This window comes from Syntrophothermus lipocalidus DSM 12680 (assembly GCF_000092405.1).
In the GTDB taxonomy this organism is placed as follows: Bacteria; Bacillota; Syntrophomonadia; order Syntrophomonadales; family Syntrophothermaceae; genus Syntrophothermus; species Syntrophothermus lipocalidus.
The window spans coordinates 53,389-78,265 of sequence record NC_014220.1; the positions used below are offsets into that span (position 1 = coordinate 53,389).

At 50.4% G+C, this 24,877-nt stretch carries 27 protein-coding genes and 1 pseudogene; 25 read left to right on the top strand and 3 right to left on the bottom strand.

What is annotated here, in order from left to right:
- Nucleotides 1-34: 34 nt before the first annotated feature.
- From SLIP_RS00265 to rsmI, 9 genes and pseudogenes are all read left to right on the top strand, one after another.
- Complete coding sequence (locus tag SLIP_RS00265; protein ID WP_013174255.1) at nt 35-256, top strand: sigma factor G inhibitor Gin; 222 nt, start codon at nt 35-37, stop codon at nt 254-256.
- 108 nt (nt 257-364) lie between these two features.
- On the top strand, nt 365-1,819 hold the full coding sequence (locus tag SLIP_RS00270; protein WP_013174256.1) for an aminotransferase class I/II-fold pyridoxal phosphate-dependent enzyme: 1,455 nt from the start codon (nt 365-367) through the stop codon (nt 1,817-1,819).
- An 81-nt stretch (nt 1,820-1,900) separates the two neighbouring features.
- Nucleotides 1,901-2,572 carry a dTMP kinase gene (tmk, locus tag SLIP_RS00275; protein WP_013174257.1) on the top strand — a complete coding sequence of 224 codons (672 nt, stop codon included), beginning with the start codon at nt 1,901-1,903 and terminating at the stop codon, nt 2,570-2,572.
- 13 nt (nt 2,573-2,585) lie between these two features.
- Nucleotides 2,586-3,041 carry a YaaR family protein gene (locus tag SLIP_RS00280; protein WP_207635740.1) on the top strand — a complete coding sequence of 152 codons (456 nt, stop codon included), beginning with the start codon at nt 2,586-2,588 and terminating at the stop codon, nt 3,039-3,041.
- Between the two features lie 33 nt (nt 3,042-3,074).
- Nucleotides 3,075-4,037, top strand: a complete 963-nt coding sequence (locus tag SLIP_RS11875) for a DNA polymerase III subunit (RefSeq protein WP_013174259.1) — start codon at nt 3,075-3,077, stop codon at nt 4,035-4,037.
- Nucleotides 4,038-4,039: 2 nt separating this feature from the next.
- Nucleotides 4,040-4,678, top strand: a pseudogene (locus SLIP_RS00290) (PSP1 domain-containing protein); the annotation flags it as partial.
- 31 nt (nt 4,679-4,709) lie between these two features.
- A complete protein-coding gene (locus tag SLIP_RS12230; RefSeq protein WP_242649126.1) occupies nt 4,710-4,997 on the top strand; it encodes an initiation control protein YabA in 288 nt (95 codons plus the stop codon).
- Complete coding sequence (locus tag SLIP_RS00300) at nt 4,978-5,718, top strand: tRNA1(Val) (adenine(37)-N6)-methyltransferase (RefSeq protein ID WP_013174262.1); 741 nt, start codon at nt 4,978-4,980, stop codon at nt 5,716-5,718. The genes SLIP_RS12230 and SLIP_RS00300 overlap by 20 nt, the downstream gene beginning before the upstream one ends.
- Complete coding sequence (rsmI, locus tag SLIP_RS00305; protein ID WP_013174263.1) at nt 5,718-6,563, top strand: 16S rRNA (cytidine(1402)-2'-O)-methyltransferase; 846 nt, start codon at nt 5,718-5,720, stop codon at nt 6,561-6,563. The genes SLIP_RS00300 and rsmI overlap by 1 nt, the downstream gene beginning before the upstream one ends.
- A 6-nt stretch (nt 6,564-6,569) precedes the next feature.
- On the opposite strand, the gene SLIP_RS00310 is transcribed toward rsmI, so the two are convergent.
- Nucleotides 6,570-6,818: an AbrB/MazE/SpoVT family DNA-binding domain-containing protein gene (locus SLIP_RS00310; RefSeq protein WP_041433131.1), complete on the bottom strand. Its 249-nt coding sequence runs from the start codon at nt 6,816-6,818 to the stop codon at nt 6,570-6,572.
- A 343-nt stretch (nt 6,819-7,161) separates the two neighbouring features.
- Here SLIP_RS00310 and metG point away from each other — a divergent pair, with 343 nt between their 5' ends.
- The 9 genes from metG to SLIP_RS00355 all read left to right on the top strand — a co-directional run bounded on the left by metG (nt 7,162) and on the right by SLIP_RS00355 (nt 15,176).
- Nucleotides 7,162-9,102, top strand: coding sequence for a methionine--tRNA ligase (gene metG, locus SLIP_RS00315; protein WP_013174265.1), 1,941 nt, complete (start codon nt 7,162-7,164; stop codon nt 9,100-9,102).
- Nucleotides 9,103-9,136: 34 nt separating this feature from the next.
- The gene (locus SLIP_RS00320) at nt 9,137-9,904 is read left to right on the top strand and encodes a TatD family hydrolase (RefSeq protein WP_013174266.1); all 768 of its coding nucleotides are present in this window, start codon (nt 9,137-9,139) and stop codon (nt 9,902-9,904) included.
- 210 nt (nt 9,905-10,114) lie between these two features.
- Nucleotides 10,115-11,083, top strand: coding sequence for a ubiquitin-like domain-containing protein (locus tag SLIP_RS00325; RefSeq protein WP_148216475.1), 969 nt, complete (start codon nt 10,115-10,117; stop codon nt 11,081-11,083).
- Nucleotides 11,084-11,270: 187 nt separating this feature from the next.
- Nucleotides 11,271-11,738 (top strand): YhcN/YlaJ family sporulation lipoprotein, encoded by a 468-nt coding sequence (locus tag SLIP_RS00330; RefSeq protein ID WP_013174268.1) that lies wholly within the window; start codon nt 11,271-11,273, stop codon nt 11,736-11,738.
- A gap of 85 nt (nt 11,739-11,823) precedes the next feature.
- Complete coding sequence (rsmA, locus tag SLIP_RS00335; protein WP_013174269.1) at nt 11,824-12,702, top strand: 16S rRNA (adenine(1518)-N(6)/adenine(1519)-N(6))-dimethyltransferase RsmA; 879 nt, start codon at nt 11,824-11,826, stop codon at nt 12,700-12,702.
- Between the two features lie 2 nt (nt 12,703-12,704).
- Nucleotides 12,705-13,175, top strand: coding sequence for a ribonuclease H-like YkuK family protein (locus SLIP_RS00340; RefSeq protein ID WP_013174270.1), 471 nt, complete (start codon nt 12,705-12,707; stop codon nt 13,173-13,175).
- Nucleotides 13,176-13,332: 157 nt separating this feature from the next.
- The gene (locus SLIP_RS00345; protein ID WP_013174272.1) at nt 13,333-13,611 is read left to right on the top strand and encodes a Veg family protein; all 279 of its coding nucleotides are present in this window, start codon (nt 13,333-13,335) and stop codon (nt 13,609-13,611) included.
- Between the two features lie 198 nt (nt 13,612-13,809).
- Nucleotides 13,810-14,265, top strand: a complete 456-nt coding sequence (locus SLIP_RS00350) for a hypothetical protein (protein ID WP_148216476.1) — start codon at nt 13,810-13,812, stop codon at nt 14,263-14,265.
- Between the two features lie 251 nt (nt 14,266-14,516).
- Nucleotides 14,517-15,176 (top strand): hypothetical protein, encoded by a 660-nt coding sequence (locus tag SLIP_RS00355; RefSeq protein WP_013174274.1) that lies wholly within the window; start codon nt 14,517-14,519, stop codon nt 15,174-15,176.
- A gap of 64 nt (nt 15,177-15,240) precedes the next feature.
- On the opposite strand, the gene SLIP_RS12850 is transcribed toward SLIP_RS00355, so the two are convergent.
- Nucleotides 15,241-15,900: a CAP domain-containing protein gene (locus tag SLIP_RS12850; protein ID WP_013174275.1), complete on the bottom strand. Its 660-nt coding sequence runs from the start codon at nt 15,898-15,900 to the stop codon at nt 15,241-15,243.
- A 258-nt stretch (nt 15,901-16,158) separates the two neighbouring features.
- On the opposite strand from SLIP_RS12850, the gene SLIP_RS00365 reads away from it, so the two are divergent.
- Together SLIP_RS00365 and SLIP_RS12240 are read left to right on the top strand one after the other, a co-directional pair.
- Nucleotides 16,159-17,025: a patatin-like phospholipase family protein gene (locus tag SLIP_RS00365; RefSeq protein ID WP_013174276.1), complete on the top strand. Its 867-nt coding sequence runs from the start codon at nt 16,159-16,161 to the stop codon at nt 17,023-17,025.
- A 76-nt stretch (nt 17,026-17,101) separates the two neighbouring features.
- Nucleotides 17,102-17,260, top strand: coding sequence for a ribbon-helix-helix protein, CopG family (locus SLIP_RS12240; RefSeq protein WP_083761916.1), 159 nt, complete (start codon nt 17,102-17,104; stop codon nt 17,258-17,260).
- Between the two features lie 25 nt (nt 17,261-17,285).
- On the opposite strand, the gene SLIP_RS12500 is transcribed toward SLIP_RS12240, so the two are convergent.
- Complete coding sequence (locus SLIP_RS12500; protein ID WP_207635741.1) at nt 17,286-17,441, bottom strand: ABC transporter permease; 156 nt, start codon at nt 17,439-17,441, stop codon at nt 17,286-17,288.
- A gap of 743 nt (nt 17,442-18,184) precedes the next feature.
- Here SLIP_RS12500 and SLIP_RS13170 point away from each other — a divergent pair.
- From SLIP_RS13170 to SLIP_RS00385, 5 genes are all read left to right on the top strand, one after another.
- Nucleotides 18,185-18,370: a DeoR family transcriptional regulator gene (locus SLIP_RS13170; protein WP_041432468.1), complete on the top strand. Its 186-nt coding sequence runs from the start codon at nt 18,185-18,187 to the stop codon at nt 18,368-18,370.
- Nucleotides 18,367-18,561 carry a WCX domain-containing protein gene (locus SLIP_RS12245; protein ID WP_479725382.1) on the top strand — a complete coding sequence of 65 codons (195 nt, stop codon included), beginning with the start codon at nt 18,367-18,369 and terminating at the stop codon, nt 18,559-18,561. Before SLIP_RS13170 ends, SLIP_RS12245 begins: the two co-directional genes overlap by 4 nt.
- 38 nt (nt 18,562-18,599) lie before the next feature.
- A complete protein-coding gene (locus SLIP_RS00375; RefSeq protein ID WP_013174277.1) occupies nt 18,600-19,616 on the top strand; it encodes a 3'-5' exoribonuclease YhaM family protein in 1,017 nt (338 codons plus the stop codon).
- An 88-nt stretch (nt 19,617-19,704) separates the two neighbouring features.
- Nucleotides 19,705-20,067 (top strand): hypothetical protein, encoded by a 363-nt coding sequence (locus tag SLIP_RS00380; protein WP_013174278.1) that lies wholly within the window; start codon nt 19,705-19,707, stop codon nt 20,065-20,067.
- 641 nt (nt 20,068-20,708) lie between these two features.
- The gene (locus tag SLIP_RS00385; RefSeq protein ID WP_207635742.1) at nt 20,709-24,749 is read left to right on the top strand and encodes an AAA domain-containing protein; all 4,041 of its coding nucleotides are present in this window, start codon (nt 20,709-20,711) and stop codon (nt 24,747-24,749) included.
- Nucleotides 24,750-24,877 lie beyond the last annotated feature (128 nt).

The following is a 24,877-nucleotide window of genomic DNA, read 5'->3' on the forward strand; positions in this document are numbered from 1 at the left end:
ACTAAAAAAAACCTTGAGTAAGGATGTTGAAAAGATGCAGGCAAAATCGGTATTCGCGAAAAATTGTGCCAGGAAAGGGCAAGTGTTGCCTCGTTGCAAGCTTTGTGATGAGGTACCGGAAGAGGGGCTGCGAGGAGGCTACTTGATAAACGGGATATTCATCTGCCGTGGATGTGAGGCGGTGATAATGAGATTGCAGGTGGGGACCCCGGATTACGAGGAAATGTTGAATCGCATAAAAAAACTTTGGGAATAGCGCAACGGTGTTTGCGCTAATTTTTTACATGTGCGTGCCAGTTGAGTAATATTTAATAAGGACCGGGAGGGAAATGCAACTTTGCGGTTAGTGGTGGAGGGAAGGCTTATGTTGGAGGGCCGTGCACCCATCTATGAAGCCCTGGTTCGGTACCGGCAAGAACGTAACGTTTTATTACACATGCCGGGACATGCAGGGGGATGCGGCTTTTGGTCGAAAGAATTCAAGGATATCGGTTCTCTCGACTTTACGGAGATTCCTGGATTAGACGATTTGCATGAACCTACTGGCTGTATAAAAGAGGCAAGAGAGCTTTTAGCTTCAGCTTTTGGGGCGGAGGAAAGTTTCTTTCTGGTTAATGGTGCGACTTCCGGTATTCAGGCTTTGTTCCTTGCAACCTGCGAAGAGGGAAAGCCGGTTTTGGTGCCTAGGAACGGGCACCGTTCGTTCCTGGCCGGACTAGTCTTGTCCGGAGCAGTGCCGGTTTATTACCAGTCCGAGGTCATGGAACCCTGGGGGATCGAGGTAGGACCACGGATACAAGAGATAGCCCGCCTGCTAGAGAACCACCCCGACGCTTCTGGTGTGTTCGTGGTGGCGCCTACCTTTTACGGTACTGTTACCGATGTAGGACTTATCGTACAGATAGCAGGTACATATGATAAGATGGTATTAGTGGACGAGGCTCACGGAGCCCACTTCCGTTTTCATCCAAAGCTACCGGCTCCTGCATTGTCTTTGGGGTGCGCGGCAGCAGTGCACGGCATGCACAAGGTTTTGCCTGCTTTGACCCAGGGGGCAGCCTTGCATCTGGGAGCTGGCTATACACGAAGACGGGAGTTGAGACAGGCTTTTGATTATTTGACCACTACAAGCCCGTCTTATCCTTTGCTCGCTTCTTTGGACCTGGCCCGTTTGTTCATGGAACAACAGGGGCAAGATGCGTTGGAGCGGGCCTTGGGCTGGGCAGAGAAATACCGGGCGGCGATCAGATCCATACCAGGAATGGACTGCCCCGGGGAAGAGTTTCTATCTGTTCCGGGAGTGAAAGCTTACGACGGGTTAAAGGTTTTAGTCGTTATAGACCGGTTCCCTTTGACCGGATACCAGCTAGAGGAGATACTCCGGGAGCGGTTTCGGATTCAAGTGGAAATGGCAGGTAGAGACTACATTCTGGCCATGTTTTCGATGTTTCACGATGAGGATGATTGGAGACACCTGTATAAAGCTCTTGTGAGTATCAGCGCGAATTACAGGATGGACGGCAAAGGGGAAAGACCCCGGGTACCGGTTCCTCCTGTTTCTCAACCTGTACTGACGCCCCGGCAGGCATTTTTTGCGCGCAAGAGAAAGGTTAAGCTGTCCGAGCTGGTGGGAGAAGTCGCCGCTGAAATGGTGGCCGGTTATCCGCCTGGTATACCGTGTCTCGTACCAGGGGAACAGGTAACGCCTGAGGCCTATGATTACCTGGTGTTTCTCAAGAACAGCGGGGCTCGCATTCAAGGGCCGGAAGACCCAGAGCTTAACTGCCTGTACGTAGTGGATGACTTGGACAAACGTTAACCTTCAGAAGTCTCATTTTCATTCTCTAGTGGTGACTCGGATGAGAGTCATGAAGGTCTGTGGCCCGGAAAGGAATCGATCATGCATAGAAAATGTTTTATAAGCTTTGAAGGAATCGACGGAGCAGGCAAGACTACCCAAGTAGAACTTTTATATAGGAAACTGATGGATGTCGGATTTTCAGTCGTAGCGGTTAGGGAGCCAGGAAGTACTCCCTTGTCGGAGAAAATCCGGGAGCTGCTGCTCGACGTGCGAAACCAAGATATCAGTTCCTCAGCAGAGTCTTTTTTGTACGCGGCTGCCAGAAGCCAATTAGTAGCCGAGATTATCAAACCGGCTTTGGATGCGGGGAAGGTAGTCATAGCCGACCGCTACGTGGACTCTACGATAGCTTATCAAGGGTACGGGCGGGGAATGGACATAGAATTTTTGAAGCGGCTGAATCTTCTTGCTACCGGGGGATTGATGCCGTGCCTTACAATACTTCTCGACCTTCCCCCAGAAGAGGGTATAGCACGAAGGGGGGAACTGCCGCTCGACCGCCTAGAGAGAGAAGGGATTGGTTTTCACAGGGCAGTGAGAGAGGGTTACTTGACTCTGAGCAGGTCCGAACCGGATCGGATAATGGTCGTGGACGCCAGACTTCAGGTAGAAGATGTTCACGAGCAGATACTGAAACGGGTTTTAGAACGCTTGCGTCGTTCGAATTGCACCGCCTCGACCGACGTTGAGAAAGAGAAATCTAAAGACTGAGAAGGATGATATGGTGGTTAGGATTGAGGGACACGGGCGAAAAACGGCTGATTATACCCGAAGCGGAGAACCTGTCTCTGCTAAGGGAGTCGAAGGGGCTAACAGCAAATTCGGGCAAAGCCTTAAGGAAAGAGAAGAGTCTTACTGCTATCAAAGGATGCAAGAACTGCTGGAAGAAATTGATAAAATGGCTGACAAGCTAGCCAAAAGCCTGGATCTTTCCAATCTGATGCGTTACCGGCAAATGGTAAAGGAATTTTTAAAAGAAGCCACCAAACGGGCTTACCTCCTGCGAGAAGAGAAGGGGATGTCTCGGCGGGGAGGCAGTTCGCTTTTGGTGACTGTTCGCACGGTAGATACCGAGACAGAAGAACTGTTGAAAAGTTTCGTATCTCGCAAGACAACCCCGGATGAGATTCTCGCTACTCTGGACAAGATACGGGGGCTTCTGGTAGATCTCTTAGGTTGAGAGAGAAGTGTGTTTCGAGGGACATTAGGAAGAATGGATGCATTCGCAGGTATTGTGGGGCAACAAAAAGCGGTGTCTTTTTTGCAGACTGTTTTACAGCAAGGTTCACCTGTTCACGCTTACTTGTTCGTAGGTCCTCCGGGTATAGGTAAGACGCGAGCGGCGACGGCCTTTGCCTGCTCTCTTCTGGAAGCTGGTGCCGCTGCAGGCGGCAGAACTTGGGAAAGAGAGAACCATCCTGATCTGTTTGTGGCGGGAAAGACTGGCTCTAAGGTGAGCATTACCGAGGTAAGGCGTCTAGAAGAATGGCTGGCTTACCACCCGTACCTATCCTCTTACCGCGTGGCGCTCTTTCCCGATGCGCATTTGCTGTCCATGGAAGCCGCAAACGCGCTGCTGAAAACCTTGGAAGAACCCCCGGCCTATGCGGTTATCGTTTTGATAAGCGACGAAGCGGACGTACTGCCGACGGTGAGATCTCGCTGTCAAGAGGTGAAGTTTAATCCTTTGCCGGTTCCTCTTCTGGAGCAAACCCTTTTACAGGAGGGAACCGACCTGGTCAGAGCGGGTTTGGCAGCTCGTCTGGCTCGCGGCAGCCTGAAGAGAGCTCGCCTTTTCGCAGACTTTCCCGAATTAGGGGAATCCTTGTTCCACGGACGGGACTTTTTATTAGAAATGGCTCGTGGCGGGGAGTTGATACTTTTAAGAAAAGCGCAAGAACTGGAAAAAGACGAGATTAAACGCGTATTGTTTTTCAGCATCATGGAGGTATTGCTGAGAGATATCGCCGTATACCACGAAACAAAGGATCAGAGGATGCTGGTCTTTCCCGAAAATATGAACCTGGCTACCGAGTTACCGGTCAAGGTTGAGCGGGTAAAAAGGGTTCTGCAGGAAATGAGCGGTTTGCTCGTCCTGCTCGGGCGCAATATCAATCCTTTGTTGATAAACTTGAATATTCTGTTTCAAATTAGACGGGCAGTTAAGGAGGAGTAGAGATGCCGGTCGTGGTTGGAGTTAGGTTTAAACCGGCGGGGAAGATATACTACTTTAACGGAGAGGACGTGGAACTCAAGGTAGGAGACAAGGTAATAGTAGAAACGGCTAGGGGAATAGAGTTTGGGGAAGTGGTTATCGGCCGCCGAGAAGTAGACGAAGGCAGGCTGGTTCTGCCTTTGAAAAATGTTATCCGCAAGGCTACAGAACAAGATATGAGGCAGGCGGAGGAGAACCGCAAACGTGAGGTCGAGGCCTACGCTATCTGCGAAGCAAAAATCAAGGAACACGGCTTACCCATGAACCTGATCGACGTAGAATACACCTTTGACCGGGGAAAAATAATCTTTTATTTTACGGCGGAAGGCCGAGTTGACTTCCGGGAACTGGTACGGGATCTGGCCAGCGTTTTTCGTACCAGGATTGAGCTTAGACAGATTGGAGTCCGCGACGAAGCAAAAATGCTGGGGGGGATTGGAACCTGCGGCCGGGTGCTGTGCTGTGCAACTTTTTTGGGGGATTTTGAACCGGTGTCAATACGAATGGCTAAAGACCAAAACTTATCGCTCAATCCCACCAAGATATCTGGGATCTGCGGCCGCTTAATGTGCTGTCTCAAGTTCGAATCAGAGACCTATGAAGCTGGAGGGGGGGGAGGTACGAACACAATTGATGGAGAAAAGGATGAATGAACTTAAACTTCTTTTATGGGAGTTATTAGGGGAACTCTCAGAACTCAGGGAGAGGGTCAGTCTTTTAGAGCAAAGACTGAACGTACCTGCTTCCGGCGAAACCGATACAAGAGCTACGGTGGGAGATGGACAAAACCTGGTAGACTTGTATTTGGAGGGATATCACGTCTGTCCTATGGCTTACGGACGGGTGCGAGAAGAAGAGTGCTTGTTTTGCGTGGTGTTCTTAGCAAAGAGTGGTGGTCAAAATGAATTGTCGGGAAGATGAGACTTTAGATGATCTTCTTCGGGATAACCTGCGGGTTGTTCAAGGAAAGAAAGGGTACCGTTTTTCCGTAGATGCGGTGTTGCTCGCCGCTTTTGCGACGCTCGGCCGTGGGAGTCAGGTATGTGAGCTTGGGGCAGGCAGTGGGGTCATTTCGGTTTTGCTGGTACAAAGAGACAAGAGCTGTAGTATTAAAGCCTTGGAAGTGCAGGACAGCCTGTGGGATCGGGCTGTTCGTACAGTCAAACTTAACGGTCTTGAGGATAACATAGAAGTTATTAAGGGTGACATTCGCCGGGTGCGCGAGATCTTCCCGGCAGGGGGTTTTGACTTGGTTGTGGCAAACCCGCCCTTTTGGAGGATCGGAGAAGGGCTGTTGCCAGAAGATCCAGAGGTTGCCGCAGCCTGCCACGAGGTGGTTGTAACTCTGGAAGAAGTTATAGGGGCAGCCGCATACCTTTTGCGGCTTGGAGGAAAACTGGCCTTGATCCAACGAGCGGCACGTCTCGATGAAGTTATCCGCCTGTCCCATCAATACCGGGTTCCGGTCAAGAGGATTCGCATGGTGCACCCACACCAGGGACGTCCGGCCAACCTGGTATTGACTGAAGGCACAAAAGGAGCCAAGCCGGGGGTAACGGTTCTTTCGCCGTTAGTAATCTACGAAGATACGGGGATCTATACTTCCGAGGTGATAAGCCTTTATTACGGGGAGGAGCGCTGATGGGAACTCTCTACGTATGTGCAACACCCATCGGTAACCTCGAAGATGCCAGTATTCGTCTGATTAAAGTGCTGCGAAAGGTCGACATTATCGCTTGCGAAGATACGCGGCGCACAGCCAAACTATTGCAACGCTACCGGATAACAACCCGTATGACCAGTTATCACCAGCATAACCTGCGCGAAAAGGAAACTTGGTTGATAAACATGCTGCTATCAGGACGAAGTATAGCCCTAGTCTCGGATGCGGGCATGCCAGGCATTTCGGACCCGGGCGAGCTTTTAGTGAAGAGAGCGCTGGCCGAGGGGATTAAGGTTGAAGTAGTGCCTGGGCCCTCAGCCCTGGTGGCGGCCCTGGCCATATCGGGCATGGATACATCTCGTTTTGTTTTTGAAGGGTTTATACCGGCTCGAGCCAGTGAGCGCCAAGCTTTTCTCAAGCGGCTGGCCTCAGAAGACAGAACTATTATACTCTATGAGGCGCCTCACCGTTTATCCCGGACCCTGGAGGACATGGAGGAGATATGGGGGGCAAGGAGACTGGCGGTGGCCAGGGAACTGACCAAGGTACACGAAGAAGTCGTACGGGGCACCCCAGCCGAACTCAAAGAGCATTTTATGTTAAATCCTTGCAAAGGCGAATTGACCCTGGTCGTAGAAGGTTATCACGAGGAACAGGAAACGGTTGCCAAAGAAACACTGCTCAGAGAAATCGAAGAGCTGATGGAAAAAGGAATAGAAAAAAAAGAAGCCTTCAAAATGAAGGCTCGGGAATACGGTTTGAAGAAAAGAGACATTTATGATCTGTATCTGGAGTCTCAAACCCAAAAGACTTCCGGCCCATGATACCACTTAACCCGCTTGCTTAGCGATATCGATCAAGCAACTGCGGCAAATGTTCTTGCCCTTATAGTTCTGAACTTCCTCGGCATTACCGCAGAAAATACAGGCGGGCTCATACTTTTTAAGGATGATCTTTTCGTTATCCACATAGATTTCCAAGGCATCCTTTTCCTCAATGCCCATGGTGCGTCTCAGTTCTATGGGGATGACGATCCTTCCGAGCTCGTCCACCTTGCGAACAACACCTGTAGATCTCATCATGCCTGTCCCTCCCCCCTGTACAAAATTCAGCAGTCAGCGCTCGTATAAACGATACCAAAGCTGGGAGAAACAGTCAAGACATTTTTCGACAAAAAGTTGGAAGCCACAGAGCCAGCACTCAGCTGACAAAAGTTGTAATATATCTAGGAGGCTGTAAAGTGCTCGTCACTGATAAACGACTTAAGCTGAGTGCCGGGTCTGTGGCTGGGTTTTCTTGACATGCAGCCGTTTTTTTTCTATGATCAGGACACATTAGACGGAGGAAGAGGGCCTCTCGAAGCAGACGAGGGGCTTTGTTGTGAAATCGGTCATCTTGCTAAAAAGCGAGGAGGTTTGGGTTATGGGTGATGGCAAGAGTTTTTACATAACGACTCCCATTTACTATCCCAGCGACAACCTGCATATAGGTCATGCTTATACCACGGTAGCTGCGGATTGCATAGCGCGCTACAAGCGGATGCAGGGGTATGACGTGTTCTTTCTCACCGGTTCGGACGAACACGGCCAAAAGATTGAACGCACGGCCCGGGACAAGGGAATGGAACCTAAGGCATACGTAGACAGAATCGTAGACGGATTCAAGGTGTTGTGGGATACCCTGTTAATCAGCCACAATGACTTCATCCGTACCACCGAAGAGCGGCACGAAAAAGCCGTTCAGACTATTTTCCAGAAAGTTTATGAAAAAGGCGATATTTACAAGGCAAAATACGAGGGGTGGTACTGCACTCCTTGTGAAGCCTTTTGGACGGAACGCCAGCTAGTTGACGGTAAATGTCCGGACTGCGACCGCCCGGTGGAGCTGACCCAGGAGGAAAGCTATTTCTTTGCTATGTCCAAGTATGCCGAGCGGTTGCTCAAACACATCGAAGAAAACCCGGACTTCATACAACCCGAATCCAGGCGAAACGAGATGATAAACTTCATCAAATCGGGGCTTGAAGATCTCTGTGTTTCCCGGACTACTTTCGAATGGGGAATACCGATCCCGTTTGCCCCTGGGCACGTCATTTATGTTTGGTTTGATGCTCTGGTAAATTATTTGACTGCCGTGGGATACCCCGACGACCAGGAAAAGTTCGGCAAGTACTGGCCGGCGGATGTACACCTGGTGGGTAAGGATATAGTCCGTTTCCATACTGTAATCTGGCCTACCATTCTCATGGCGGCTGACCTTCCTTTGCCCAAACAGGTTTTCGGCCACGGGTGGCTGATGCTGGAAGGCGGCAAGATGTCGAAATCCAAGGGCAATGTGGTTGACCCTCTGATTCTGGTGGAAAAGTACGGTGTAGACTCTATCCGCTACTACCTGTTGAAGGAACTCAATTACGGGATGGATGGCTACTATTCAGAAGAAATGCTGATAGCCCGCATCAACTCGGATTTGGCCAATGATTTGGGTAACCTGGTCAGCCGGACCATCGGGATGATAGAACGGTACTGCCAGGGCGTGATCCCGGTACCAGGCCCACAAGAAGGGCTGGATCAAGAACTGGTGGATACTGCAGCCGCTGTCTACGGCGAAGTGGGCCGGCAGCTGGACCGTTTGGATTTTTCTTCTGCTTTGGGTGCTGTGTGGCGGCTGATTTCCCGGGCTAACAAGTACATCGACGAGTCGGCACCGTGGTTGCTGGCCCGGGATGAAGCTAAGCGAGAACGCCTGAATACGGTTCTTTATAACCTAGCCGAGGTCATCCGCATTACTGGTATAATGTTGGCGCCATTTATGCCCACCCTGCCAGGGAGAATAAACCGGCAGATTCCGGTATTTGACGATCCCGAGCAACTGAGGTGGGGCGAAGCCGGGAAGTGGGGACTGCTAGTGTCCGGCAGAAAGGTGGCAAAAGGCGAGTCCCTGTTCCCGCGGATTGACTTAAAGACTTTGGAAAAGGATGACAAGGAAACCTCGGCCGAACCTATTGCAGCCGAACCGGGGCCCGAGGTGAATGACTTGCAGGAATTCATAACCATAGATGAGTTCGCGCGCGTCCATCTCCGGGTAGCAGAAGTAATAGCGGCGGAGAAGATGAAGAAGGCAGACAAGCTGCTGGTTCTTAAGGTGAGGCTGGGGGAAGAAGAGCGAACCATAGTAGCCGGCATTGCTCAGCACTACACCCCCGAGGAGCTCGTCGGCAAGAAGATCGTAGTGGTAGCGAATCTGAAACCGACCAAATTAAGGGGAGTCGAATCGCAAGGGATGTTGCTGGCCGCCTCTAATGAAGAGGGGCTGGCTATCCTCACCTTGGACCGGGATCTTCCCTCTGGTTGCAAGATAAAGTGAGCAGAACAGGGGGCATGAAGAATTGGAGGAAGCGTTGCTCATCGATAGCCATGCCCACTTACAGGACAAGGCTTATCGCAAGGATAGGGAGGAAGTCATAGAGCGCGCATTCAGCGGGGGGCTAGCGGGTATCGTTTGCGTGGGATACGATATCGAATCATCTGCCGAAACCTTAGAGCTGGCCCACAGGTACCCCAACATCTTTGCCGTAGTTGGGGTACACCCTCACGATGCGAAAACCCTTAGCGAAGAAGCGCAAAGCGAATTGTTTAGAATGGCCCGGGACCCGAGAGTAGTGGCGGTGGGAGAGATCGGGCTGGACTTTTACCGGGACCTTTCACCGCGAGACGTGCAGCGCGAGGCTTTCCGCGTGCAGATAAGGGTAGCCAAGGAACTGGGCAAACCGATAGTCATCCATGACCGGGATGCGCATCAAGAAGTTCTCCAAATAATTAAAGAAGAAAAAGCGGGTGAGAACGGAGGGGTTATGCACTGCTACTCGGGGAGCTGGCCGATGGCCATCGAGCTGTTGAAACTGGGATTCTATATTTCTTTTGCCGGGCCTCTGACTTTTAAGAATGCTCGGAAAGCCATCGAAGTAGCAGGAAAGGTGCCGCTTGAGCGGGTTTTGGTGGAAACTGATTGTCCTTACCTTACGCCAGAACCTTACCGCGGTCGGCGTAATGAACCAGTACACGTTCGCGAAGTTGCTAAAAAGCTAGCTGAGATCCGACGCAAATCGTGGGAAGAAGTGGCTTACCTGACATCGCGGAACACCAAGGAAGTCTTTCGGATAAGGTGACGGCAGAGCGGTTTATGTAGTGTTGATTTTAGAGACGGGCCCCGATCCAAAACCTGTGAGGAATAAATCCTGCACAAACTGATAATAATAAATAGTGATTGAGACGCACCAAGGCTAATGCCAGAAATCACCAGACAAGCTAGATGATACCATAATTGTCATTGACAGAACGTTTGTTAGCAGGTAAAATTAAGGCACAGTTGGGAGGGGATGCCCGTGCTATTTTTGAGAAGCAAGCAGCTAGCTTTTTGGCTGGCGCTAGTTTTCATGGTAGCTTTTTTAGGAGGGCTCTTATTCTGGCTGGAGAAAGACGTCACTATTGCGGTCGACGGAAAGCTGGTTAGAACGTTAACATTCAAACAAACGGTACAGGATGTCTTGGAGCAAGAAGGCATCAAGCTGGGACCCAAGGATGTAGTGAAACCAGGATTAGATACCAGGTTAGAAAAGGGATCCCGTATTCAGGTGATCAGGGCTTTCAATGTTAAAGTACTGGCTGACGGCAGAGTGCGCCAGATACTTACTACCCCGGTTACGGTAGCCCAAGCCCTCAAGGTCGCCGGTATTGGCCTGGGAGACGAGGACATCGTAACACCAAAGCCGGACGTTGTCATCAAAAAAGGGCAAGACATTCGGGTAGTCAGAGTAAGCCATCAGGTGATAACCGCCAATGCGGTTATTCCGTACCCGGTCCAGAGGACGGCGGACAACACCCTTGAAAAGGGTTTGACCAAGACCGTTCGCCGCGGGCAAAACGGTTTAGCTGTGGATGAAATCAAGATAACTTATCACGACGGAAAAGAGACGGGACGAGAAGTCATAGGGAGAACCATCGTAAAAGATCCTGTACCTCAAGTGATAGCCATGGGAACCATCACTTCAGTATCCCGTGGTAATCTCAGGCTTGACTTTGATAGGGCCATGATAGCCGAAGCAACTGCCTACACTTATACGGGGAGCCGGACATCGTCCGGTGCATATCCTGAGGTAGGATTAGTGGCGGTGGACCCGAGCGTGATACCCATGGGGACTAGGCTGTACGTTGAGGGGTATGGATTTGCCAGGGCTGCAGATTGTGGAAGTGACATTAAGGGAAACCGCATTGACGTTTTTATGGAGACCGAGAGCCAGTGCCGATCTTGGGGACGCAGGACTGTAAAGGTATACGTGTTGGAATAAGGCACGTGGTTGAAAAAGCATGTACTTTGCATCGGTAAAAGCAGAAGGGGCTAAGACCCCTTAATTTGTTTAGGCAAGTACACATGGCACAGTCTTTGGGAGTTCTGTTTGTGGGAACATTTGCTTCGCGTTTAAAAACTGGCTTTTCCCCAAACAATATCTAATAAGCACCGAAAGGGGGAAGCCTATGTTATCAAATGCACGGGTTAGGTTGGTCGCGATTGGTCTGATTGTAATGGTTGCTCTTACCGGTTGCCAACAGCCGGCGCGAAAGCCGAGAACTGTGACCCCACCTGCGACCTTGGAAATGTCCGAGTTTCGGCAACTGGCAGACAAGCTTTCCAATCAGGCGGTCAAGGTAGAGGGGGTCGAAAACGCCACGGTCATTCTACAGGGGCAGGGCAAGCGGATTAACGCTATCGTCGGACTCATGGTCAAGAAAGGTCAGGGGAACAAGGAAGAGAAAAAGGTTATGGACGAGGTAGCTAACAGGTTAACCCAAGCTGATCCTAGGATAAAGAGGGTTCAGGTTACAGCAGATCCAGACCTGGTCGCCAAGATCCGAGCGATAGCCAAAAAGGTGGCTGACGGGAAACCGGTTAGCCAATTGCAAGGAGACATCAACGAGGTATCTCGTCGTATACCGCCGCGGTAAAGGTTGGCCTGGGAAATCATCCCAGGTTCTTTTAATTTTGAAGCTTTATAGTATAATGCTAGTAGTATGACTAGAGGGTTCGGTGATGGATGAAGGTAGCTTTCACTTAGCTCGGGTAAGAGCCGTTTTGGCAAAGTACAACCTGCACCCGAAGAAGAGGTTGGGACAACATTTTTTGTTGGACCACAACGTATTAACCAGTATCGCCAAAGCCTGCGAGCTTAACCAGAACGATTACGTAGTAGAGATAGGAGCAGGAATCGGCGCTTTAACCGGATACCTGGCCCAAGAAGCAAAGGGAGTCCTGGCTATTGAAGTGGACCCGGACCTGTCCGAACCGTTAAAGGAAGTACTGGCAGGACGGGACAATGTAAAGACGTTGTTCGGCGACATACTGAAATTAAACATTGAAAGGGAAACAAAACAGGCTTTTTCGCTTGCTCCCGAGGCAAGCTACAAAGTTTGTGGCAATCTCCCTTATTATATAACAACACCTATAATTTTCCATCTACTAGCGACTGCGCCTTCCATGTGCTGGGCCGTCTTAATGGTTCAGAGAGAAGTGGCAGAGCGGATGCTAGCGCCTCCGGGTACTAAGGACTACGGTATGCTAACGGTAATGGTAAGATACCAGGCAGAAGTGGAAATGGTGCGCAGGGTTTCGCCCAATTGTTTTCGTCCTCGCCCCGAGGTGGACTCGGCAGTAATACGCGTTACGCCTCGGCGGGCACGGCCCTGGGCAATCAGGAATGAAGACGTTTTCAAAGGGCTGGTCAAGGAAGCTTTTCAAAGGCGTCGAAAGACTATACATAACATAGTAGCTGAGTTTTTCGGTGTGGATAAGGCGGAAGCAGCCCAGAAACTGGGAGTGTTGGGAGTCGAGCCGAAGAGACGACCAGAAACCCTAGAGATCGATGAATTCGGTAAAATAGCTGATGCTTTTTCCGAACAGGAGGCGCAATGACCATGATATTCTTTAGTCCCAGCCGTGGGCGCATGACCCTGGAGCAGGTGGGGGAAGATATCCTCGACTATGTGTCGGAAGATACCAGTTTACCTTACAAGTTAATAGTAGGCTCCGATTCCCAGTTACGGGAAGCAACCTGCTTTGTGACCGCAATCATTATACACAGAATAGGTAAAGGGGCTCGTTATTACTACACGAAGAAGCATATGCAGAAAATGGGCAGCGTGCGTCAGCGTATTTTTTACGAGGCGTCCTTGAGCCTGTCTACGGCAGATCGTTTGGTACATCTGCTTCACCAACACGGGCGAGACGACCTTGAAGTGGAGATACACTTAGATGTTGGGTTGCGGGGGGATACTCGAGATCTGATTAAAGATATTATCGGGATGATTGTTGGTAGCGGATTCGATGCCAAGATAAAGCCGGAGGCTTGTGGAGCTAGCAAAGTTGCGGATAAATATACGAAATAGACTATGGAACGGCAAATCCAAGTTTGCCGTTTTATTTTTCGACATAACTTTTGTTGACAGCGATCAGGTTTTTGAGTATACTTATAACCCCATCTTGACAATAAACGGGGGATGGGATAAAATATTTTTGATTACAACTACAAAGAAGGTGATGTAATTGGGTTTGCCCAGGCCGATTTCCGAGATAAAGAAGGACCTCGATTCGTTCGTTGGGAGTCGGATTAGACTAAAAGCGAACCGGGGCCGAAACCGCATCATCGAGAGCGAAGGCGTGTTAGAATCTACTTACCCGAATATATTTGTAATAAAGATTAACGAACGTAAAGTGGAAAGAAGAATTTCTTATAGTTACGCCGACATCCTGACGGAAACCGTTGAGCTCTTCGTATGCAACAACGGTGAAGAAGAGATAAAGATAGCGAATGTTAACGACTAGCTGCCATCAACGGCAGCTAAATTTCTTATGGGGGGCGTTTTGACCATCCTTTTTTCTTTGAAGAGAAACGCGTTGGCGCTTGTCAGAGCCGTGTCCATTCGGGCACGGCTTTCATACTATATTGTGAGGAACAGAGAAGAAAGCGGACAGAGTCTTAGTTTCGGGCAGACAGAACAGAGCTCTGGGGGTGGATGCGCGGTGCAGGGTTATTACACCATAAAAGAGGTGGCAAAACAGCTCGACAGGAGCGAGGCCGAGGTTATTGAGCTCATAAACGCTCACTTGATCCCCAATAGCCTGGTCAGGGTGGATGAAGGGGTCCTCTTGGGACCGGCCGGCGCCAGGCGCCTCCTGCAATTGGTCAAGGCGGAAAACGAGCGGACCCGGAGATCAAGGCGGCCCCAAAGGACGCTAGCTCGTCGATGGCATCCACAGCAAGGAGAAAGAAGCCGGGGTGAGGAGGCCGAATCTTGTAACGACAAACCCTCGGAAGGAAAAGAACTGCCGCTTACGGGAGAGAAAAAAAACGGGAACGAAGGCTGCGATTCAACAAATTTGGAGAGCGAACAGAGAATGAGCAAATCTTGGAGCGAGTATCCCTGGCCTCTCTCCGAGTGGGTCCGCTTAACTGGAAAAGCCCCGGGTCGCAAGTAAGTCACAAGACAGGCGCAGATTAAGGCAGATTATAAATTATTGTGATTTATTTCCTTGTACCGTGTAATATCCCAATTTTCATTCTCTGTTGGTAATACCTCTACGTCTGCTAACTCAGTATTGGCTGTAACAGCAAATCGAGACTTCCAGTAACACCAAGTTTTGCCCCCGCATAGTATATCCTAGAAAGTCTGGAGGCTCCCGGCCCGAGCCGCAGAGCTGACAGGAGTTCAAAGAAAGGAGGGAACAGTATGGCTGAAGTAAGGCCTGGCAAGTGCCCGGTAGTAGACGGCATTCCCCAGTGCCCGCCGCCCACGGAAATCGATTGCATAAAGGTAAACAAGGTGTTGCAGGAGTGTAAAGAAGCAGATGTCGAGAAAATCATTTTTGAGCTAGAAGTGCCGATTCCCAGGAACACCATCGATCGAATCGATTGCGTATCCGCCAAGATCGTAAGTGACATAATCTGCGACATTCCTCAAGCCGGTCGGGTCAGCGTAGACTTTGACCTCGAGGTTATCTGCAAAATTGTTCTCATCGACACCACAACTGTCACCTTACAAAAAACGGTGCATGTCTTTAAGTCAGTGCGCTTGTCCCGGGCTGGAGAAACCGGTTTGAAGTGCGAAGTCGATGTGCCGCTGGTGGCCTGCCTCGAGTGCTTTATCTCTAAGGTCAACGAAATTGGCGGTGTAACTGAGATTACGTGCTGCGTAGGCAAGCTCCTGCTCTTCAAGCTCATTTCCGAAGTGCAACTAATGATCCCGACTTACGGTTATTGCGCCGAACCACCCGAATGTCAAAACGGTCTAGGCGAGTGTCCGGAGTTTGATCCCCCTTGGCCTCCTTACCCTCCACAAGATGACATCTTTGGGGTCAAAACGGGCGGCAGCTGCGGCTGCGGGGAATAAGCTGGCAGTAAAACCAGTATCCGGACGGATACTGGTTTTACCTATTTAGTTCTCTAGTTCCTATTTACTTGGCAATGAAGAGCTGAGTAACCATTACCCCCCGACCTGATTTCTGGGGCACTATGCCGATGCCAATGTGAGTATAGCGCTGATTCAATATGTTCGCCCGGTGTATGGAACTTTCCATCAGCAACTGGTGGGCAGTGGCAACAGTTGCCGCCCGGGCCAGGTTTTCCCCGCACAGCCAGTACTTAATTCCAGCATCTTTTACCATCTTCCCGGGGCTGCCGTAAGTAGGCGATTCATGAGCAAAATAGTTGTTGACGACCATATCCTGGCTCTTCTTGCGCGCGAGGTTGACCAGGGCTGGATCCAGGGTTAGAGGCTTAATACCTCTGCTGGTGCGTTCGCGGTTAATCTGGGTCAACATCCACTGCTCTTCCGAGGCCAGTGGTTGGGAAGTCGAGTTGCTCGGTGTGGTTTGAGTTTGATTGTTCGAAGTAGCGGAGGTAGACGTTGTGGTAGAAGTGGCGGAAGTGGGGGAAGAAGCTTTGGTCTGGAGAGCGTAGCTGGCGATCCAATCAGTCCAGCTATAGGAAGTAGGTGACGACTGCGAACTAGATCCGGTTAAAGCCAGTGCCCCCGGCGGGTTCACTAAGCTGACCGGGCCAAGAACAAGGGACAATAAGACGAAGAAAGAAAACAAACGAATCGCTCTTTTCATGTTATCGCTCCTTTCAAGTTTGGGCTCTATCAAATGTTTGACCAAGGGGTTGTCTTATTTTAACCGTCCATGAAGACGAGGCGCAAACGAGCGGCTCGTTCACTGGCTGCACGAAATATTACCAGCACTCGTACAAGAAATAAACATTAAAAAACGGAGCGGCTTCACCGTGATAACAATACAAGGAAGCCCAGGGAATAGGTGCCACACAAATGAGTGGCTGGTTATTCTTGCCTGCGGGAAATGGGGGGTTAGAAGGTGAGGACGCTGGGGTTAGCTCTCGGAGGGGGAGGTTTGCGGGGAGCAGCCCATGTCGGGGTTCTTCAGGTTTTGCACGGGTACGGGATCATCCCTAGCTATGTGTCCGGAACCAGTGCCGGTGCGGTAGTGGCAGCCTGCTATGCCGCGGGAATGGCGCCCAGAGAGATGGAAGAGGCGGTCCTACGGCTCAGGGCCAAGGACTATCTTGACTACGACTGGCAAGGGCTGGGCAAACTCCTTGGACACATTCTTACAGGTAGGCCGGCTCACTTCCCAGCGGGGTTTTTGAAAGGCAGCAGGCTGGAGGGACTTGTGGCTAGGTGGACGAAGGGTAAGCGCTTGTCGGAAGCGGGTTTACCGCTAGCTATTGTAGCTACGGACTTAAACTCCGGCAAAAGAGTGATTTTCACCAACCAACAATTTGAAGTGGAGGACTCGGATACCATAATTATCAGGGAAGCTTCTTTAAGCGAGGCCGTTCGCGCTAGCGTCAGCATACCGGTTACCTTTGTTCCCAAAGAGTTGAATGGGTTGAGTCTGGTAGACGGTGCCCTGAAAGACGCGGTCCCGGTCCGGGTCCTTAAGATCATGGGCGCGGACTATGTTCTGGCGGTCAATCTGCAATCGAGACGGTTAGAGCGTCCCGTGCGTGACATTCCCGGTATTGTGACAAGGTCCATAGATATCACGGTGGAGGAGACATCGTTTTTAGAAAGGCAACTGTTCGCGGACATGGAGATACAGCCTGACGTTGAAAAAGCCGGGCTGAGCGAGGTCCACGCGATTCCAGATATCATCCGAGCCGGGCGTAGGGCTATGAGGGAAAGGGTTGGGAAACTGAAAAACGAGCTCTCGACAAGGTAACCGCGAGAGAAATGGTTACATATACTAGCCAGTAGAGCAGGACGTTGTTTCGGTCCAGCCGGAGGGGTGAAAAGAAATGGCTACCGACAAGTTCGAACACGCCACTTTTTACTTGACTTCCAGACAAGTCGAAGAGATCAAGCGTCTGGCGAAAGAAAACCAGATCTCACGCAGTGCCCTGGTAAGGATGATAATCAGAGACTACCTGGCCAAGCAGAGGGAGAACCGAAAATAGTACTGGGCAGGGCTCTACTTATAACTCAAGGGCTGATCAAGGCTTGGACCGGGTCCAGGGATGAAGCCTGGCGTGCGGGATAGTAGCCGAAAAAGGTGCCTATAGCGCAGGCGGTCACGATTGCCAGGATAACGGAAGATAAAGATATACTGGTCGGCCATCCCACGATCCAGATAAACACTTTTGTGCTCCTAGCACTTCAACCGGTAAACATCGCCATCGTTCAAGTATTTAACCTTAATCCCTAACCTGTAGTACTCATCTTTCTACCAAAGGCAGGCCTAGATCCACGACAATACGGGTGTCCCCGCTCTGCAGTTCAACGCAGGAGCCGCCTACCTCTTGTGTTCCCCGATGAATCTTGATTTTCATAATTCTTCCCTGTGCATTTAAGGTCTTGAATTCCAGGCCAAGTATTGGCAGGATTTAGGAAGTAGGCCTGTTGACAAGAGCAAGACAAAAGCAGTACGTTGTAAGAGGCAGGTGTTTGTGTTGCGAAAGATAACCGGCCCTACCAGACCCTGATACGCTCCTGGGTAGCCGAAGCCATCAGGCGGGAGGAGAGGGAGAAGTAGTAAACCGAAGTGACCGAAGGTCCATGTAGCCACAAGCCCTGCGAAAGAACCCTGCCTTTGAAAAGTGTAGGGTTCCTCTGTTTTCAGGGGTGATATATGCTACTGACCGGGGGGACGGATTAGTGTCGCCAAACAAGAGAATCTGCGAGTAGGGGTGCCGTTACCCAAATAATTTTTCAGCATGCAACGGTCACAATTGACACAACTATGTCAACGCCCGCCTGGTACTATGAAAGCGAAAACCCTTTTCCAAAATCGACACAAAACGATTTCCTCAGAAGGAAAATAACGGCTCCGGTGAAGTAAAGAAGAAAAGCGGTAATAAACCGTGTCGCCGGGAGTGTTGGCAGTGGCAGGCAAGGGCAGAAAAGACGCCAGCAAGCTTTTGAGGTCGAACATGATCGTCGAGGTGCTGAACCGCAAGACGCCGTACGGAGGCGTAACCATAGCGGAACTGGCAGAGAGATTCGAGGTAAGCGAGCGACAGATCAGGCGAGACCTGGAAAACTGCTCTACCACCCGTCTCAGGAAATAGAAAAGGAACTTCCCGACGGTTCGGTTGTCGTATCGTTTGAAGGATGCGGGCTTTCGGAAATGGTAGCCTGGCTCCTGCAGTGGGGCGACATGGCCGAGGTATTGTCCCCGAATAGTCTGAGGGACGAAGTGAGGCAAGTGGCAGAAAAAATCGCCCGCGTGTACACTCAAGCTGAAGAGTGGAAAACCTGACCCGGGAACTGAAGCAAAAAGCAAAGGAGAAACCACAAATGCCTTTCAGAGCGTTGATAAAATCGAGAACCCAGGGGATATCCGCAAAAGGCAACCCGTACATCAGCATGCAGTTGGCCGTCAAACCGGGAGCTGTGCCGGAAATGGGACAGGCGAGGCATATAAAGGCCAACAGATGGACTGCGGGTGAAGATGATATTTCGAACCTGGTTCCCGGCCGTTGGATAAACGTCAACAGATACACAGTAACTGAGAATGAAAGGTACGAAACGTCCTTGTCGATATGGGAATACGAAGTGACAGATCCGCCCGAAGATCCCGAACGCTACGTAGAAACCAGCAAAAGACCGGCAGACGAACTGTGGGAAGACCTGCTTTCCCTGGTGCAGAGAATAAACGACGGGGACCTCAAAAACATGGTAAGAGCCCTGCTCGACGAAAACCGGGAAGCCTTCTGCAGGACACCGGCAGCGAAGCAGTACCATCACGCATACGTAGGCGGGCTGGTGGAGCACACCCTGGAAGTGGTGAGAATCGCCCTGGCGAGTGCGGAGGCGATGAACGAAAACGGCGTTGTCGTGGATACGGACGTGCTTCTGGCCGGGGCCGTTCTGCACGACATAGGCAAGACAAAGGAGTACGAGATAGACAGGTATGGCGTCATTACCATAAACGAGTCGGTCAAGCTGAAGGGCGACCACTGCCTGCTGGGCAGGGACATGCTGTACAGGTTCTGGGAAAACGACTGGCCGTTGAAGTGGAAGGTATCCGAAAGTAGGATTGACGCCATAGCCCATCTCATTTTGAGCCATCACGGGCAGCTCGAGTGGAGGGCAATCGTGGAGCCGGCGACAACGGAAGCCGTGATTCTGCACCTTGCAGACATGATATCTTCCAAGGCAAACGGAATCGACAGGGCTATCAAGTCCGCCAGGGAAAACGGAGTGGCTGGCAGGTTCAGGCTGTACGACAGGAGTATATATCCGTGGGTAGGGACTGAGCAGAGTGAGCGGGAAATGTGGCCGGAGGAATCGAGCGACAGCGAGGAATGGTAAACGGTGGAGGCACCGCCTGCAGACGCAGGCGGTAGAAAACCGCGTTCGGAAAAGGAACAGGGAATCTCGGGGAACGGGAGGGTAAGAAGTGGTCGCAGCTAACGAATTCCTGGGGAGATTGACGCTGCGTAACGAATATGAAGTTTTCGCATCCGCAACAAATCCCAGCCAGTACATAGTACGGCAGCGGAGCAAGTCGCAGGTGTTCGAGGACCGCGTTTTGAAAGAGAATGTTCGAGTTCTTCACCAATATTTAAAGGGAAAGATGGTTACAGTCAATGGCGTGTTGGACGAGATAGACCGAGGGGCCATACCCGGCTTGAAGCTTTACTGTTACGGATATAAAAGGCGATTTGAGGTTCAAAACATCCTCATAGTCTTATGTTCTCTCGGACTTGCTACAGTGGAAAAGCAAGGACGTGGGTTTATCTACAGAGTCGCGATAAGTTAGTAAGCTCCTTTCTAATGTTACTGCGTGGCTATTGTTACTCAAACCTTGGCGCGAGCGAGATGGCGATGTTGAAGTTTTTGCCAACCGCTTAATATTTATGAAGTTTATGAACTACTGTTTCTAAATGCTGAAGTGGGGTGAGATCTGGCGTGGGTGACGATACAAATGTCCGCTTATCAAAGGAAAGATTAACCAGCCTTTACAAATTCCTTAGGGAGTATGTCCAACTGCGTTACAATTTTCCAAGAGAAATTAACAACCATCCTTGGTATCGTTGGCTAAAAGACTTTCCTGAGCACCATGCAATTCAGCGAAGATTAGTCATTTATAGCGATGACGATGACGAGTACAGAGAAAATTGTGTATCGGAAATTGGGTCATACGACACTGTTATCGCAGTGCGCCGACCTCAACTCACTGAGCCTCCAAAATTGCCGAAATCTCTCGAAGGATGGTTACAACCCGGGTGGGACGACCCTTTCCAGGAGGCAAAACCATACTCCAGTAGGAACGCGCAGGACGCATACCAAAACACACAAGTTGTTCGTTTTGAGGATGATAAGCAGCGCGAGAAGGACTTGCAAAAATGGCTAAGCTTGCGCGCGAAATGGGCAGAAAATGAGCGTCCTGCAAGGGAAGCTATGAGAGTTTTTGAAGATCTATATGAACTATACGGACAGTTGAGTCGGGAAGGTGGACGATTTGAGCTAGTAGTTGGTGACGGCATCCTCAGCTGGACATATGAACATGGTAGCATTTATCATCCTCTGATACTAATTCCTGTTCAATTGGAATTCGATGCTGATGTGCCAGAATTTCGCATTATAGACATAGGCGCAACTCCAGAGCTGTATACTGCTGCACTTCGCGATACCAACGTTGATCCACAACAACTGGGTCGTATCCGGCAGGAACTAGAGAGTGGCGGGTTTCATCCGTTGGGAAGCGGAGATGCTTCTGGCTTCCTTCGACGGCTCGTACAAGCGCTATCTCCGCACGGACAGTTTGTTGAAAGTGGATTACCACCGAAAAAAACGGAGCAGCCAGTTATCGGACGATATCCAGTGCTCTTTCTGCGTCAGCGCAATCAAGGTTTTGCAAATGCAATAGATGTTATCCTTAAGAACTTGCCTGAACGCGAGGATATACCGCCGTTTCTGTCAAGGATAGTGGGTGTCGAGCCACCAGATAGTGACAATGCATCCAATGACACTGCAGTCGAAACATTGCCTGGCATCGAGCCCGAGGAAATTCTTTTCAGCAAGCAATGGAACAACGAACAGATGCAGATTGTGGATCGATTGCAACGGCATGGCGGAGTAATTGTCCAGGGGCCGCCAGGTACAGGAAAAACTCATACCATTGCCAACCTGATTGGGCATCTTCTTGCCCAAGGCAAGACGGTGCTTGTTACTGCACATACTTCAAAAGCATTACGTGTATTGCGGGACCAGATAGCGGATCAGTTGCGTCCACTATGCGTGAGTGTGCTCGATGACGATTTAGAGAGCAGGAAGCAGCTTGAAGAAGCCGTGCATCACATTGCGATAAGAGTTACCCAAAGTGATGCGGACTCTCTTGAAAAAAGGGCAGAGGGATTGGCTTTTCAGAGAAAGCGGCTAATACAAGAGATAAGGGAATTAAAACAGAAACTAATGGAGGCTGTTGGCAGCGAATACCGGGAAATAGTCGTTGCCGGAAAGTCATTTGACCCTTCCAAAGCAGCGCAATTTGTTGCAGAAGGAGTTTCGTGCCACGATTGGATTCCAGGTCCAGTTGAACTGGGGGCACCCTTGCCGTTATCAGAAGAGGAATTAACCAAACTGTATCGAAGCAACGGTTACCTCACGACCGAGGAAGAATCTGAAATGGACACGGTACTCCGAATCCCCGAAGACCTTCCAGAACCTGAAGATTTTGAAAGAATGGTATCTCTTCTCGGCTGCCCCGTAGAGAAAAACTCAGCAGAACTTTGGGACTCCAATTCGAAAATCGAGCGCTCAATCGAAGAACTGGAGCGTCTTACTCAAGAAGCAGAGGTGCTCGGGAAAAAGTTACTAGAGGCCGAACTATGGGAACTGGCCATCGCGGAAGCGGGAATGAAGGGGGAGAAGCACAAAGAACCATGGCAGAAATTGCTGGAGCTAACTGACCAGATCGACGATTACCTTGCCGATTGTCAGGATCTGTTGATGTTACACCGCCCGCAGTTGGCTAGAGAGGAAGATATACTTTATGAAGAGCAGGAAACCTTGTGTCAAAGAGTGGCCAGCGAACTGGAACGTCGAGGAGGAAAGGTAAATAAGCTTTCTCTGATACTGAATCCAACTTTACGGAGATTTACGCAGAACGCCAGAGTGGCATCAGGTCAACCCCAGCTACCCGAACACTTCAAAGCTTTGGCCGCTGCTGCGCGATTGGCGCAGTTGCGTAAAGAATTATGGCAGCGATGGAACTATTTGATAGAGGAGCGGGGAGGTCCGTCTCTCGGAGTCTTGGAAGGAGAGCCAGAACGAGTTGCTTCACGTTACGGCCATCGCATCAAGTACTGGTTGGGATTTTGGAAAGATCTCTTTTTACCCTTAAAAGAAAAAATAGAGGACGAGGGGTTTAAATGGGACATCTTTCGCCAGCTACAGAATCCCGACTTCTCCGAGGGTGGCGAATTGAGGGTTTTAGGGGATGCTTTGTTAGAACAACTGCCTGAGATATTGAAAAGCAGGGTTTTGACCCTTCGGCAGTCCAAAGCCATCGACGAGATTACGGAACTTGAGAAGAAACTGCTCGAAGTTTCCAAGGGCGCAAAAGAGAGTGGAATTATTGAGAAGTTGTCAGTGGCGGTGAGAAAACTTGATGTGGAGGCCTATCGAGAACTAATCAAGAGGATTGCCGATCTAAAAAAGAAACAGGGTGACTTCCGGGATCGCCAACAGCTCTTAGCGTGCCTTGAGTGTGTTGCGCCCGGTTGGGCGGAAGCAATCCGGAGCCGGAAAGGAGTACATGGCAAGGAGGATATACCGGGAGATCCCTATGTAGCTTGGCAGTGGCGACAGCTTAACGATGAGCTGACGAGAAGAGCTTCAACATCAATTCCAGAGTTACAGGAAGAACTGGAGAAGAAAACAACGGTTCTCCGCCAGGTGACGACCGAACTCATAGAACAGCGGGCTTGGGCTGAGCAATGCAGGCGCACAAACCTGCATCAGCGACTGGCCTTGGTTGGGTGGCTCAATGTAATGAAACGACTGGGTAAGGGAACAGGTAAAAGAGCTCCCCAACTGCGAGTCGAGGCTTCCCGTCGGCTCAGGGATGCTCGCGAAGCGGTACCGGTTTGGATTATGCCGATTGCAAGGGCTGTCGAACAGTTTGATCCCAGTAGTACCAGATTCGATGTTGTAATAGTTGACGAGGCTAGCCAGTGTGACATTCTTGGTCTGGCAGTGTTGTATCTAGGCAAAAGTACCATAGTGGTCGGAGACCACGAACAGGTGAGCCCCGAAGGGGTTGGGCAGGAATTGGAACGGATAACTTCACTTATTTCTGAGTATCTCAGTGATATACCTAATGCTGCACTTTATGATGGTAGACGTTCTGTCTATGACATAGCGCGCGAGGCTTTTGGTGGGGTCATCATGTTAGTGGAGCATTTCCGGTGTGTGCCAGAAATCATCCAGTTCAGTAACAGCCTGTGCTACAATGGACGGATAAGACCATTGAGAGAGTCCAGCAATGTTGCACTTAAACCTCATGTTGTACCATACCGTGTTAGGGAAGCATATGCGGAAAAAAAGATAAACAAAAAGGAAGCCCTAGAATTGGCTTCATTGCTCTTAGCGGCAGTACAGCACCCAGCATATAAAGGGAAAACGTTTGGCGTTGTTTCGTTGGTGGGTGAGGACCAAGCTCGCTTAATAGACTCTTTTTTGCGCACGTATCTATCTGAAAGGGAGTACAAGGAGCGCCGCATCCTTTGCGGCACCGCAGCTCAGTTTCAGGGCGACGAACGGGACGTGATGTTCCTATCTCTTGTAGATGCGCCTGCTGGAGGTCCACTGCCTATGCGAGAGGACGATAGGTTTCGGCAGCGGTTTAACGTTGCTGCCAGCAGGGCACGGGATCAAATGTGGGTTGTTTATTCGCTTGACCTGCATGTTGATTTGAAGCCGGGAGACCTCCGACGTCGGCTGATAGAGTACGCCCTAGACCCAAACGCTCAAAATCGAGCCCTCGCATCTGAAATCAGCCGGACCCAATCCCCGTTTGAACGCGAGGTACTGCAGCGGTTGGTGCGCTCCGGCTACCGCGTGCGAGCCCAGTGGCCGGTTGGTTACTATTTTATTGACCTCGTCGTAGAAAGTACTGGCGGCAGAATAGCCATTGAATGCGACGGGGACCGTTGGCATCCAGTTGAAAAACTAGAGGAAGATCTAGCTCGTCAAGCTGTTTTGGAGCGGTTAGGGTGGAAATTCATCCGCATCCGCGGAAGTGAGTTTTATCGCGATAAAGATGGGACTATGGAACGGGTTTTCAAACAGCTCCGTTCGTATGGCACAGAACCAGAGGGTCAGGTGTGCGAAGCAAGTTCAAGCAATAACCGTAGCGAGTTGGTGGATGAGATTATCTCTAAGGCAACTCTGATTAGCTCTGAATGGGAAACGGACCAAGTTCGGAAATGTGTGTGAAAACACATTTTATGATGGTAGTGACCAATTGAGCTAGAGATAGTTGATATTTGGACGTGTTTTCCTGGCTGGCGGAACCAGTACTCGAGACAAGTCTCTTCACGTACATAAATGTATTATTCCATACA

What these genes read in the sequence shown, in the direction of transcription:
- SLIP_RS00265 (WP_013174255.1), top strand. Translation starts at nt 35, where the DNA reads ATGCAGGCAAAATCGGTATTCGCGAAAAATTGTGCCAGGAAAGGGCAA.
- SLIP_RS00270 (WP_013174256.1), top strand. Translation starts at nt 365, where the DNA reads ATGTTGGAGGGCCGTGCACCCATCTATGAAGCCCTGGTTCGGTACCGG.
- tmk (WP_013174257.1), top strand. Translation starts at nt 1,901, where the DNA reads ATGCATAGAAAATGTTTTATAAGCTTTGAAGGAATCGACGGAGCAGGC.
- SLIP_RS11875 (WP_013174259.1), top strand. Translation starts at nt 3,075, where the DNA reads ATGGATGCATTCGCAGGTATTGTGGGGCAACAAAAAGCGGTGTCTTTT.
- SLIP_RS12230 (WP_242649126.1), top strand. Translation starts at nt 4,710, where the DNA reads ATGGAGAAAAGGATGAATGAACTTAAACTTCTTTTATGGGAGTTATTA.
- SLIP_RS00300 (WP_013174262.1), top strand. Translation starts at nt 4,978, where the DNA reads ATGAATTGTCGGGAAGATGAGACTTTAGATGATCTTCTTCGGGATAAC.
- rsmI (WP_013174263.1), top strand. Translation starts at nt 5,718, where the DNA reads ATGGGAACTCTCTACGTATGTGCAACACCCATCGGTAACCTCGAAGAT.
- SLIP_RS00310 (WP_041433131.1), bottom strand. Translation starts at nt 6,818, where the DNA reads ATGAGATCTACAGGTGTTGTTCGCAAGGTGGACGAGCTCGGAAGGATC.
- metG (WP_013174265.1), top strand. Translation starts at nt 7,162, where the DNA reads ATGGGTGATGGCAAGAGTTTTTACATAACGACTCCCATTTACTATCCC.
- SLIP_RS00325 (WP_148216475.1), top strand. Translation starts at nt 10,115, where the DNA reads ATGCCCGTGCTATTTTTGAGAAGCAAGCAGCTAGCTTTTTGGCTGGCG.
- SLIP_RS00330 (WP_013174268.1), top strand. Translation starts at nt 11,271, where the DNA reads ATGTTATCAAATGCACGGGTTAGGTTGGTCGCGATTGGTCTGATTGTA.
- rsmA (WP_013174269.1), top strand. Translation starts at nt 11,824, where the DNA reads ATGGATGAAGGTAGCTTTCACTTAGCTCGGGTAAGAGCCGTTTTGGCA.
- SLIP_RS00340 (WP_013174270.1), top strand. Translation starts at nt 12,705, where the DNA reads ATGATATTCTTTAGTCCCAGCCGTGGGCGCATGACCCTGGAGCAGGTG.
- SLIP_RS00355 (WP_013174274.1), top strand. Translation starts at nt 14,517, where the DNA reads ATGGCTGAAGTAAGGCCTGGCAAGTGCCCGGTAGTAGACGGCATTCCC.
- SLIP_RS12850 (WP_013174275.1), bottom strand. Translation starts at nt 15,900, where the DNA reads ATGAAAAGAGCGATTCGTTTGTTTTCTTTCTTCGTCTTATTGTCCCTT.
- SLIP_RS12240 (WP_083761916.1), top strand. Translation starts at nt 17,102, where the DNA reads ATGGCTACCGACAAGTTCGAACACGCCACTTTTTACTTGACTTCCAGA.
- SLIP_RS00375 (WP_013174277.1), top strand. Translation starts at nt 18,600, where the DNA reads ATGCCTTTCAGAGCGTTGATAAAATCGAGAACCCAGGGGATATCCGCA.
- SLIP_RS00385 (WP_207635742.1), top strand. Translation starts at nt 20,709, where the DNA reads ATGAGAGTTTTTGAAGATCTATATGAACTATACGGACAGTTGAGTCGG.